The following is a 12,531-nucleotide window of genomic DNA, read 5'->3' as shown; positions in this document are numbered from 1 at the left end:
CATGTTAGCGAAAGCTAGGTTGATGAATTGGCGTACATAGCTCAAAAAAATAGTGCAAGCAATAAGTCTCAATCATGGACTTATTGCTTGCACTATTTTTTAAAGGAACTATTTAGAAAATCAAAAGAAGGTCACGCTTCATCTGGCGTCCGCTTGTCGAAGCATCTCTACCGCAGTAGTATATTCTTTAGCTAGGATTACTTTAGCGGTAGAGATGCTTCGACAAGCTCAGCATGACGTTTTAAATACAATCTGTTCACTTTACTAAATTCTTAAAAGCTGATCCAAAAATTAAATAACCGGTATTCCCAGCAATTGTGCCTTCATTTTCTCCCCACAGAAATGGCCAGTCGTCGTAGTTTTCAAAGTGGTCGGGTTTTCTGAATAATACACCCGGCGCAACGTTGCCTGGAATAGCGGAGAAATCGGCCCTGTTATTTCCGTAAAATACTGCTTTAGGACGAGTCGCGCCCACCGTTGCCACAAACGAATAATTGTGATACGGATGGCAGCCGAATAACCAGTTAGCCACCTTAAAAGCATGGCTACCGTCGACAATATCCGGGAAATATTTATTCGCAAAACAAACAGTGGTACCAAAACTTTGAATCCCTCCGTTACCAGCCCAGTTACCTAGGCCGATAGGTACTCCGTACGGATTATCTTTCTCAAGCCCTTTTATGTAGTCATTGTATTTCACAACATACGGCCGGAGTTTTTCCTTGTAGGCCGCGTCCATGTGCGGTATGGCATTTAACGCCGTGAGAAGGTCGAAGTTGAGGTTACGATCAAGCCCAGGCCATAAAAGCTCCTGGAACTTATTGATATACTGCTGCTCCCCGGTTGAGACGTACAGTTGAAGATTGGTGGCAATATCGGCTGATGGGCCTTCCCTGCGTGCATCATTCTTCGGCTTACCGGCGAGTAATTCCGTTGCCTCTTTCAGAAGCCTTTTCGACTGCTGTAAGGCTCGTGCCGAAAGATCGTCGTTATAGCCCTTCAAGGCCCGGCTTGCGGCGGCAAACATCGTTGCGGCACTCAGGTCGAGGCCAGGATTACGGCTTGTAAATGCCCACATATCATCCTTAACCCCGCTCGACTGGCCGTCAGGAGCTACTTCGTAAGGGCGAAGGTTAGGATTGTACGGTAGGCCATCGGTTAGTGAGGCAGCATCGCCAAGGTGATGGTAATTATCAAGAACGGAGTTAGAAAGCGTTTGTGACATGTGGCCGATATTCTCGGCCTGCGCTACCAGGTTCAAGGTTCCATGCTCAATAAACTGCAACATATCAGGCGTTCCATCCGGGCGGTGAAGATCAACATAACGTTGCTTCTGACTAACAAAAGTTTCATCGCGCAAGGGTTTGAAATATTCCCATGTCTGAACGAAGTTCTGCACTACACTAATATTCGATCCGGTCTCGATATCAAAATCACCGGCATCAAAAAAACCACCCACGTTTAGCCCAGGAATTAACTCCAGTGCTTTATACTTGGTATCGGTTGTAGGTCCCTGACTATGCAGGTCGAAGTGGTCAGTATTTGGCGGCGCCTGACGATAGCCTTCCTTGAAAGGTTCACCATGCCATACCCGATAAGCCTCATTCACAAACATATGATCCATGTGGATTGGGATCCATACATCGCTCGTGGCATCGGTAATTTTATCGTAAACGCTATTATCTATCAGGAAATTATTTGTTTTAAACTTGCCGTACTGAATATAATATATGCCAGGGTTTTTAACTGATGAAAAGTCGAATTTCACATAGTTGTATTTATAATAATTGCCCCAGGGAATGATTTTTCCGCTAAATACTTCGGCAGCATTGCCGTCGCCGCCTATTTTATACAAAGATGCTTTTGCAAGCGGTTTGTCTTTCTTATCGAGCTCAATGACGGCAAGTTTTGGTTGTGAAGGAATATAGCCCACTTGGGAGAAACCAATATTTGGCTCCCTTGTCCAACCTTTAATGGCATTTGGCTCAACTGTCCAGGTCAGAACCTTGCCTGTTTTTCCGGCCGGAAGCAAACTACGAACTACAAACCAGCCGTTTTGCGCCAGCATACGGCCGTCGAAGAGCATAAGATCAGCGTCAGGCGAAGTGATTTTCACCAAACGTTCGGGTTCATCGGGTGCAAGAAGAAAATTACGACCGGTTTCGAGAGGTAGAGGGTCGATAAATTTGCCGGTCCCGCGGTCGTCGGAAGTTACATACCCTTTGAATTGCTTAATTTTTTCGCTGTTCGGCTTTGTAACGGTATTGCTTACCGCATAGCGCGGAAATCGATTAGGCCGCCCATCCATTAAATAGGCCTTTCCCCAATATTGCGAGGGTAAAAATTCAAGATTAAATCCGGCTTTTCCTTCAAGTGTTTTAGGAATTGGTTTATCAAGGTAAACGGATATTTCAACGCCTTTACCCTTAGCGGTAACTACCACGCGCGAATCGAAATCGTACTCTTTATATCGTAACCCAGTCTCAATAGCTTTCGAGGCGGGGTCTACCTTGCGGTTTGATATTGCTGGCACAAGATCCCACTGCTCCGGCGTATTGGAAAGCCGCACAGCACCACCTTGCGCTGTTCTAACGCCGTGATGAATTAATTCGATACCGGCATTTTTCTCATCGTTAAAACCTCCCGTAAAAAGGTTATTATACACAAGAACATTAACGCCTTGCCTCTCGAAATACTCAAGATCGTTGAGTTTTAAATCCTGGCCCGAGGCATAATTAAATGCCGCCAGTAACAGCACTGCAAATGAGAAAAGTGTTCTTTTCATGTTGACAAGAAGTACTCTATTGTTTCGGTTGTTAACGTGTGGAGGCAATGAAGTTGTTGTATTTTAAAAACGCCAGTTTCAATTAACCATAAAAGCAAAGCAGTGATTTGTAGTTAAATGCTTAACATCCAGCCACGATTTTATAAACATACTGTTAGCAGCAATACATATTTATAGGAATTTGATTAATGTACTTGTGCTAACATTTTGCTCTCCTCTGGTTGTATTATATTTCGTTTTCAATTCCTTTGCAAGCACAACCTCAAGCTTTCCTATTTTCTTCTTATGTTCTTCACTATTTGGAATTTGAACGAATATCATTTTGTGAGTGAGAGCATTTTCATAAACATTTTTCAAGTCTTCTTCTGTTGCGTGTGGACCTTTTCTTTGTTTTATTTTCCCAGCTAACGCGCACAAAAATGTATTCATATAAGCTCCTGGTCGCAAGTCAAAGTGGCCCGCGAGCCTTTCAAGAATCGCCCGACTTCCTGTTTTACCTACATAAACAGCTTTGTCTTCATTGTCAAAAATTATGTAAATACCGGTCATTGATTGCTTATCAAAAATTAAATCGACAAGCTTTATTTCGCCAATAATTTTTTTATTAAGGTACATTATTTTATTCTGCAAGTCCTTTATAGATATATCGCAGATGTCGTCAAACAATAAATAGTATTTATCCATTTGCACTGTATCTTATTGCCGCCAACATCTGTATTGTCGCTACTTAGTACTTGCGTGAAGTAGCGACAATCCATCCTTAGTATGCAAGTTAGTAGCGACAATATAGCTACCGGTGGTCGGATTGTCGCTACTTGGCGATTTACAGCCTCAAGTCGTCGAGCGGTGGTGCGGGTCGGGTACGTTGGGCAATATGCGTGTATATTTCCGTGTTTTTAATACTGCTGTGGGCCAATAAATCCTGAATCACGCGAAATAATATTATCTATATATACTAAATACTCTGCTTCACCACCAGCCGCCACTCCTGCGTATAAAGCTCGCTTCTACTCAATCTTGCAGTCACCTAATCTTCCACTATTTCCGCGCCGCCGTGTCTCCGGAAGAAATGCTTGATGCGCATTTCTCCTTAGAGAGGGCTAGGTAGCGAGGCTTTCCTATGAACATCTTCGTCGTCAACTCCGGTAGCAGTTCCATCAAATATCAGCTTTTTCGTTTGCCCGCCGAGCAGCCTGTTTGCAGCGGCCTGATCGAGCGTATTGGCTTAGAGAATTCTGTTATCACGCACAAAGTTTACAGGGGCGAGCAGGAACACGTCGAGCAACGCACCCTCGATTTGCCCGACCACGAAGCGGGTCTGCGGGAAGCCATCAACCTGCTCATGGACGCGGAAGTTGGTGTTATTCAGGACCCGGCGGAAGTGGAAGTAGTCGGGCACCGCGTGGTGCACGGCGGGGAAAGCTTCGCGGCCACGACCATCGTGACGGATGAGGTAAAGCGTGAAATCAAGCGCCTGTTTCCGCTCGCGCCCTTGCACAACCCGGCCAACTACCTAGGTATTGAGGTAGCCGAAAAGCTCGTTCCGCAGGCCAAACAAGTAGTAGTATTCGACACGGCCTTCCACCAGACCATGCCCGAGCGGGCGTTTCGGTACGCGCTGCCCGACTCTTTGTACACGGAGCAAGGCATTCGCGTGTACGGCTTCCACGGCACCAGCCACAAGTACGTGGCCGAGCAAGCCGCTGAGTACCTAGGTAATCCGGCCGCCAAGTTCATCACCATTCACCTGGGCAACGGCTGTAGCATGGCGGCCGTGGAGGGTGGCAAATCCATCGACACCAGCATGGGTTTTGGCCCGCTGAGCGGCCTCGTGATGGGCACGCGCTCCGGCGACCTAGACCCGTCGGTGGTTTTTCACCTGGTCAGCCAGCTTGGCTACGATGTGGAGCAGGTGAGCAACCTGCTGAACAAGCGCAGCGGCATGCTAGGTCTCACCGGCTTCAGCGATATGCGCGACATTGGCAAAGCCCTGGCCGCCGGCGACCCGCACGCTGCGCTGGCCTACGACCTCTATACCTACCGCATCAAGAAGTACATTGGCGCTTATACCGCCGTGCTCAACGGGCTGGATGCCTTGGTGTTCACGGCCGGCGTGGGCGAAAACGACACACTGGTTCGGGCTCGCGCTTGCCAGCAAATGGAGTACCTAGGTATCAACCTGGACGCGGCCAAAAACGAGGAGCGTTCCAGACAGTTGCGCGAAATAAACACGCCCGAGTCGCGGGTGAAGATTCTGGTAATTCCGACCAACGAAGAGCTGGAAATTGCCCGGCAGTGTTTTTCGTTGCTCAGGCAGGATACCTAAGTTTAGCTGTGTGCCTGTTGCTGCAACCAGATGTAGGCCGACGCCACATCGTCGAAGGTAGCCACCACGGGCCGCTCGATCCGCTGCACCACGGCTTCCGTAGCTTTGCGGGCGTCGAAGTTGCGCGGGTAGACCCAGGCAATGTACTGCAAGCCAGCGCTTCGCATCTCTTCCAGCCACCAGGCGCCCCATAGGCTAAGCTCCACGGTCGTGCGGGTGATGCTGGAGTTGTCGTTGAGAATTTTGGCGCAGGGGCGCGCCCGCAGGCTGTCCAGCATCAGCATACACGTCGCCTGCGACGATTCCTGCGTGTGCTCGCCTTTCCAATCCACGTAAAGCCACTGATTCGTAGAATCATAGCCGATAAAAACAGCCGCCTGATCAATAATAGTTTCTAACTCCATACGACCAAGAAGCCTCTTTTATAGCGTGTTTCAGACATTCAGAATCACAAATATAGGCTTAGTAACTGGCCTTTTAGCTTAACGCCGCGGTGGCACCAGCAAAAAGGGAGAACCGACCTAGGTCAGTTCTCCCTTTTCTAGAGAGGCGCAGCTTGAGTACCTAGGTTTAGCGGCCGAAGTCGTCCTGCACGCGCACGATGTCGTCTTCGTCGGAAGGTTTCTCGGCGTCGGTGTGCTGCCAGATCTCGGCCAGCACGCCCCAATCGTTCAGGCCCACGAGGCGGTGCCGCTCGCCCTGCTTCAGCGTGATCAGCTCGCCGGGGGCGTAGGTTTTCAGTTCGCCTTCTTCGTCGGTGTGGCTGGTCACGACGCCAACGGGACCTTGCAGCACCTTCCAAATCTCAGCCCGGCGGAAGTGGTATTGCCACGAAAGGCGTTTCTCGGGGGCCACAATCAGGATTTTGGGGCTCAGCTTGCCCGAAATGCGCAGGGTATCAACCGACAAGCCATCAAAATACGTGTCGGCGAATTGCTGGGCCTGGTCTTCGTTGATCACGAAAAAGCCGCCCCAGGGGCGCGTCTGGTCCTGCTTGTCGATAGAGAAACCTTGCTGCTGTAGCTGCTGCTCGGTCTGTTGGAAAAGGGTTTCCTTTTGCGTTTCAGTGCTCATGTGTGGGTAAGCTAAAAAGTGAGCCAGGGCGAACTTCGCTCTGGCGGATGAATCTTTAGTTTATAACGGCGCTGCAATATAACATCGGAGTTTTTGCTATGCCTACTTATTATCATAAAATTACTATATATCATCCTAAACAGCTCTATTCCCGGTTTCCGGCACACTTTGCCTAATCAGCCTGAAACCTAGGTTGAACCCGGCGCTTAGACTGCGGCGCTGACGTATCCTGGGTGTTATTCGTCTTCCAAAGCACTTTTAGGCGGGTATTTGAATTTAATCATTTCAATATAAACTTTCCCTTTTTCAATATCATATCATTGACTTTCCTGGTAAGGCGTGCTACATTCAGATTATTAACGCTGCCCTCTACAATCTACGCTGCTCGGCTTATCCTCTTCAGTAGCAGCACCTATTTGCTTGTTGCATCCATCACTATTACCTGCTCTATGTCTTATGGCTACACCGTCAGGAGCGGTTTTGCTTGCCGCCCCACCTACTCTGCACCGCTTGGGCCTTGCCGTCACGCTTCGGGAAACCTGGCCTGACCTAGCCCTTAGCACCATCCCCGACCCCGACCAGCTCTCCGCCGTGCTGCAACAGCGCCGCTTTGCCTTGGTCATTGCCGATGGCACCGCGCCCAACTCGAAGTTGCCCGCGCAGCTTATGCAGCTGCGTGTTTGCTACCCGCGCCAGCAGTTGCTGGTTCTCAGCGGACGCCGCCAACCAACGGTAGCGCGGCAGCAGCTGGCACAGTCGGGCTATCCGCTGCTGCCGCGCCGCGCCACGCCCACGGAAGTAGTAGCCACCGTCGGTGAGCTGCTCAGCCGGGCTGAGATTCCGGCTTTTTCCGCGGCGCAGGCTGCCCGTCGTAGTGGGCCGGCCACGCCGTTGAGCCCGCGCGAGCTGGAAGTGCTGCGCCTCGTGGTAGATGACTGCTGCAACCAGGAAATAGCCGACCGGCTGTTTGTAAGCGTGCGCACCGTAGAAAGCCACCGCCGTGCCCTGTTGCAGAAAACTGGCGCCAAGACGCTGGTGGGCCTGGTGGTTCAAGCCATGCGCGCGGGCTGGGTAAACGTGGCATAGCGCCCGCCCTGCAACCTGGCCTGGCTTTATAAGCTAGGTCTGTAGCATCGTATCCCGTTGAAATACTGTCTTTCCAGGCTCTTCTCCTGCTATGGCTTACTTCGACCTCCACGCCCACCCGGTGCTAAAAGCGCACCTCAGCGGCACCCAAACCGCGAACCGCCGCCCCGTGTGGTCGAGCGACCAGGACGACATCCCCGTAGCCTCGCCGCTGGTGCTGTTTATGCGCAACATCCTGCGCCACCAGGCCAACCTCTACCAGCTCGAAGCGGGCGAGGTGAGCCTGAGCGTATCGGTGCATCATTCGCCCGAAATCGGGATGGTGGAGAGCAACCTGTTTCAGAAGGTCGCCGACCAGATTCCATCTTTCGTGAGTCCGGCGCTGCTGCGCGAGATTCAGCAGGTGGGCAAGCCCGGCAAGCGCACCTACTTCGATCATCTGCGCGACTCGCTGGCCCTGCTGCCCGATGACCTAACGGGTCCGCAGGGCCAGCGCGTGAATGTGCTCCGCAGCCTTGCCGAATATGACCCGGAAGCGCTCAACTTCATCCGGGCCATCGAGGGGGCGCATTGCCTCTACAGCGACCCGGCCGGCGAAACAGCCGCGGACAACTTACAGAAGCTGCTGGATGAAGGTCACCGTTTTCTGTACCTGACCCTGGCCCATCTGACCGACAACCAAATCTGCACGCACGCTTTTGGGATGCGCATGAAAGTCGGCCCGGTTACGGTTAGTAGCAATGTGATCTTCTTCCCAAACGGCGCTGGCCTGCGCGAAACCGGCAAAAACCTGATTCGCACGGCACTGAAAGCCGGCGTGCTGATCGACGTGAAGCACCTGAGCCGCGCCAGCCGGATGCAGTACTACGAGCTGCGAGAGACGGAATTTCCTAATGCTCCTATCCTGTGCAGCCACGGCGCGGCGGCGGGCTGTAGTCGCGACAAGCCGCCAATCCGCAAGGCTGTAGTCCACCGCACCGAGAAAAACCTGGTGGTGGTGCACTACAAGCAGGGCGGCTTTTTCAAACCTAGGATAACGCCGCAGGATTTCAACTGCTGGTCGATTAACTTATATGACGAGGACATTCGCGAGATTGTGAAGTCAGGGGGAATGATCGGCATTTCGCTGGACAAGCGCATTTTGGGCGTGAATAAAACCGCGAAGGAGATTTTCAGCCGCGAAGAATACGAGTTGATTCCGGGCTGCCCGCCCGTAGTACCGGCGCAGCAAGAGCCCGCCGTCGATGCCGACGTGGAAGATGAAGACGACCTGCTCGAAGCCGACGAGCTAGCCGACCTGGCCGAAGCGCGCCAATCGGCGGCCGCCGATGAGGAAGCGGGCATCAGCGCCCTGGAGTTTACCAAGCGTCGCCACCTGAAGTTCCTGGCCCACCAGATTCTGCACATGGTGCGCGTCGGGGGACAGGGCACTTGGAGCTGCCTGTGCATTGGCTCCGACCTGGATGGTCTGATTGTGCCGGTGAAGTGCGCACGCTCGGTCCTCGACTTCGACGACGTGGAAGATGCGCTGATCAAGCGGCTGCTAGCGCTGGCCGACAAAGGCTCCCCTACTGACTACGACCTCACGCCCAACAACGTGCGCGAGCGGGTGCGCGGCCTGCTCTGGCGCAATGGCTGGCAGTTTCTGGAGCGGCACTTCAACCAGCCGGCGTAGCAACCTAAGTTCCCTCGCCCTGAACTACAACGCATTAGCTACCAGGCAGAGTCCACTACTTTACCAAGCTCACCCGGATGAGCTACGCACATGGATGTTGTTACCGAATTAACTGCCCGTATCACGGGTTACATCGGCCTTTTGCAGGACGCCCTGACGCTCCTACCCGCGGAGCAACTTGGGGTTATAGGGCGCAAAACTCCCAGGCTGCTCTACCTAGACCTGCTGAACCCCAGCCTGACAGCACCAAACGGCGCACTGATACAGAACGTTGCGACCTATCCGCAATGGCGGGCGAGTGCCTTAGACCTGGCCGCGCCGGGGTGGCACAAAGCGGCTGCGCAACTGCCCCCAGATGAGCTAGGCCCCTTCAGCACGCAGGCCGCCGATCTGCTGGCCACCTTGTTGCGCAACAAAAAGTCGCTCATTCCAAAGCTCGAAGAAAGAGCGGAAAGCCTGAAGCGCCTTCCTAAGGTAGACGCCTTTCCGCCGCCCGAGCACTGGCGCTACGCGGTGCGGGCGCTACTATACGAGCAGCCGCTGCTGCGCAAAACCATTGCCGATCAGCTCGCTTACAAGCCGGTGCTGGTCCAGAAAGCGGGCGAGGTGCTACAGGCACGCGACGGGCTGACGTCGGAGCAGGAAGCCAGGCTACTCACCGACGATACGTTTCGCGACGACACGCTTCACCTGGGCGAATGCGCGCTGCCGTTCGAGGCTATTCTGCGGCGCGAGCTGGCGGAGATAATCGCGCGACGGGCGGCCCGCGACACCGATAAAGACCCAAGCGTCGGCCGCGGCTACTCCCCCGATGCCTTTCAGTGCGCCGATAATCTTAAGCTGCTCGGATTGGCTTTTTCCGGCGGCGGTATTCGTTCGGCCACCTTCAACCTAGGTATTCTGCAAGGGCTGGCGAGCAAAGGGTGGCTGGAACAGGTTGATTACCTGTCTACGGTATCGGGCGGCGGCTACCTAGGTGCCTGGCTTTCCGCCTGGATCAAGCGGTCGGGCTCGGTGGCCAAAGTTATTGCCCGGTTGTGCCCTGATCTGGCGCCCGAACCGCTTGCCGAAGAAGTGCGCCCCATCCGCTGGCTGCGCATGTACAGCAACTACCTGGCGCCAAGCCCCACCTTCCTCTCCGCCGATTCCTGGACGATGGGCCTGACGTGGCTGCGCAACACGGTGCTCAATCAGCTGATTATCGTGCTGCTGCTGGGAGCGGTGCTGGCTTTCGGCGCGTTGCTGCGGCAATGGTGGGAAGGAGTTTTCTGGAGTAACCCGCTGGCAGCAACGATATCAGGGCTGCTGATCGGCGCCGGAATAGCGGGTGGCCTGGGCATGAGCATGTACAGCATCAAGCACAAATGGCCCGCCGCCCGCAGCATCAGCTCATTGGTTTACATCACGATCCTACTAGGGATAGTAGGTGCCTTTCTACTCAGCGCGCTGATGATCAGTCACCAGCCGCCTACCTCCTTCAGCGGCTACGTTGCGCTTTGGCCGACAGCTGCCTGGGTAGCCGGCACATTGCTTGGCGTGCTGGTTCTGGTGGCCATACTAGGATATTATGCGCGTTGTTTTTACAGCGTAGATGATACCGAAGAAGAGCGCCTTGGACGGAAAATCAAGGCTTGGGTTATGATTTCGATTTGCAGCATCCTGGCCGCCGTGCTGGGCGTGGTAGCGTTGAGCTTAACCTGGGAGGCATTATTTCATCTTTTCCGCCATGACCCAATCGTACGTCACGCGGAGCTTACGGAATCAGTGAAGCTGGCCTCGTTCTCGCAGCCGCACAGCGCCACTTTGTACGCACAGTTAAAGCACCCGACTACCAAAGTTTCTACGGATACGACACTTTATCCTAGCCTGGCGTTTATCCTGGGGTTGCCGCTGGTGTTGGAGGCTTTGGCTGTAACGGTCATTGCCCGCATGGCGCTGCTGGGGCGCCGCTTCCCCGACGAGCGCCGCGAGTGGTGGGGACGGATGGGCTCGTATATCAACCTGTTGGCGGTGTTGTGGATAGTAGTCACTAGCAGCATATTATTAGGCCCTTACCTGTTCAAGTTTGTCGGCAACCAGCTCTCAACTTGGCTGGCTGCTACTGGCTGGACGGCCTTAGTACTAGGGGCTTTGCAGCGGGCGTATAGTGCGCGCACACCGGCCCAGCCCGATCAGCCGGGCGCGGCTTCGTGGCTGGATGCCGTGCTAGGCTTAGGTCCTTACGCGTTCGGGCTGGCCCTGCTCGTGCTGGTTTCCAACGTCGTTACTTTGCTTCTGAATACTGATTGGGGAAGCTGGGCCAGCGGCTTGTCGCCGGAGGGGAAGGCTTCCATCTTGATGCTGGGACTGGCCCTACTCACGGTGCTGCTCGCCTGGCGCGTAGATGTGAACGAGTTTTCCCTCCACCACTTCTACCGCAACCGGCTGACGCGCGCCTACCTAGGTGCTTCCCGCCGCCGCTCCGAGCGCAACCGTACCGCCAACCCCTTCACGCATTTCGACCGCCGCGACGACCTAGCTCTCTGCACGCTGCGCCGCAACGATCCGCTCGTCACCAAGACGCCCTCTTACGACGGACCTTACCTGATTGTCAACGCAACGCTGAATGCCACCTCGCTCTCGGCCGACGACCTGGACCGGCAAGACCGGAAGGCCGAGTCGTTCGTGTTTACGCCGCATTACTGCGGCTTCGACATCACCCGGGTTCGGCCGCTCAACCCCAACAACCCGATTACGGACTTCGGCTACCGCCCGACCCGCCACTACGCCTACCCCGACAGCGGAGGCCCAGCGCTTGGCACGGCCATCGCCATTTCCGGGGCGGCGGCCAACCCCAACCGCGGCTACAGCTCCTCGCCCGCGTCGGCGTTTCTGCTCACGCTCTTCAACATCCGGCTGGGTTGGTGGATGGGCAACCCCTGGCACGAAGACACCTGGCAAAACTCGGGGCCGCACCTAGGTCTGCTGTACCTGCTCAGCGACTTATTCGGCCGCTCCAGCACCAAAGACCGGTTCGTGAACCTCTCCGACGGCGGGCACTTCGACAACATGGGCTTGTACGAGCTGGTGCGCCGCCGCTGCCGCTACATCATCGTGGGCGACGGCGAGGAAGACCACCTTTTTACCTGCGAAGGGCTGGCCAACGCTATCCGCCGCTGTCGAACTGACTTTGGGGTAGAAATCGATATCGATGTGACGCCTATCACCGACCGCAAAGACCGGCTTTCCCGGAGCCACTACGCCGTGGGCACCCTCAATTACCCGGAAGACCCGCCGAACCAGCCCTCTGGCTTTCTGCTCTATCTCAAAACGTCGCTCACCGGTGAGGAGCCCACCGACGTGCGCGAGTACGCAGAAAAGAACCTAGCTTTCCCGCACCAGTCCACCGCCGACCAGTTTTTCAACGAATCGCAGTTCGAGAGCTACCGGCGCCTGGGCCTGCACGTCATCGATGAGCTGGCCACCCGGAATAAGATCAGCCTTCCGGCATCCGGCAGCCTGCAACATATCTTCGAGCAGCTGCTGCAAACCTGGAACGCCGACCGGAAAGCGCCGACCTAGGTTTTGTCCGGGATGGCTGAAACG

Annotated in this window: 8 protein-coding genes; 4 read left to right on the top strand and 4 right to left on the bottom strand. The window is 54.4% G+C overall.

The genetic code is table 11. The features are described from left to right. Positions 1-256 precede the first annotated feature (256 nt). Both IEX74_RS07540 and IEX74_RS07535 read right to left on the bottom strand, forming a co-directional pair. Entirely contained in the window at positions 257-2,785 is a 2,529-nt protein-coding gene (locus IEX74_RS07540; RefSeq protein ID WP_188812692.1) for a cellulase N-terminal Ig-like domain-containing protein, read from the bottom strand. Between the two features lie 171 nt (positions 2,786-2,956). Next, entirely contained in the window at positions 2,957-3,469 is a 513-nt protein-coding gene (locus tag IEX74_RS07535) for a GIY-YIG nuclease family protein (protein WP_188812690.1), read from the bottom strand. A gap of 436 nt (positions 3,470-3,905) precedes the next feature. Between IEX74_RS07535 and IEX74_RS07530 the strand changes: the two genes are divergently transcribed. Next, a complete protein-coding gene (locus IEX74_RS07530; protein ID WP_188812688.1) occupies positions 3,906-5,111 on the top strand; it encodes an acetate/propionate family kinase in 1,206 nt (401 codons plus the stop codon). A 2-nt stretch (positions 5,112-5,113) separates the two neighbouring features. Here the strand turns inward: IEX74_RS07530 and IEX74_RS07525 are convergent, their stop codons facing one another. Both IEX74_RS07525 and IEX74_RS07520 read right to left on the bottom strand, forming a co-directional pair. Further along, the gene (locus IEX74_RS07525; protein WP_188812686.1) at positions 5,114-5,515 is read right to left on the bottom strand and encodes a hypothetical protein; all 402 of its coding nucleotides are present in this window, start codon (positions 5,513-5,515) and stop codon (positions 5,114-5,116) included. Between the two features lie 166 nt (positions 5,516-5,681). After that, positions 5,682-6,185: a cupin domain-containing protein gene (locus IEX74_RS07520; protein ID WP_188812684.1), complete on the bottom strand. Its 504-nt coding sequence runs from the start codon at positions 6,183-6,185 to the stop codon at positions 5,682-5,684. 456 nt (positions 6,186-6,641) lie between these two features. Here IEX74_RS07520 and IEX74_RS07515 point away from each other — a divergent pair, with 456 nt between their 5' ends. From IEX74_RS07515 to IEX74_RS07505, 3 genes are all read left to right on the top strand, one after another. Further along, positions 6,642-7,271: a helix-turn-helix transcriptional regulator gene (locus IEX74_RS07515; RefSeq protein ID WP_188812682.1), complete on the top strand. Its 630-nt coding sequence runs from the start codon at positions 6,642-6,644 to the stop codon at positions 7,269-7,271. A 91-nt stretch (positions 7,272-7,362) separates the two neighbouring features. Then, positions 7,363-8,946 (top strand): membrane dipeptidase, encoded by a 1,584-nt coding sequence (locus tag IEX74_RS07510; RefSeq protein WP_188812680.1) that lies wholly within the window; start codon positions 7,363-7,365, stop codon positions 8,944-8,946. Between the two features lie 90 nt (positions 8,947-9,036). Continuing rightward, the gene (locus IEX74_RS07505) at positions 9,037-12,507 is read left to right on the top strand and encodes a patatin-like phospholipase family protein (RefSeq protein ID WP_188812679.1); all 3,471 of its coding nucleotides are present in this window, start codon (positions 9,037-9,039) and stop codon (positions 12,505-12,507) included. Positions 12,508-12,531 lie beyond the last annotated feature (24 nt).

Source organism: Hymenobacter cavernae, assembly GCF_014641455.1.
Lineage (GTDB): Bacteria > Bacteroidota > Bacteroidia > Cytophagales > Hymenobacteraceae > Hymenobacter > Hymenobacter cavernae.
Note: the sequence above shows the minus strand (reverse complement) of the source record. Positions and strands in the feature narration are given on the sequence as shown.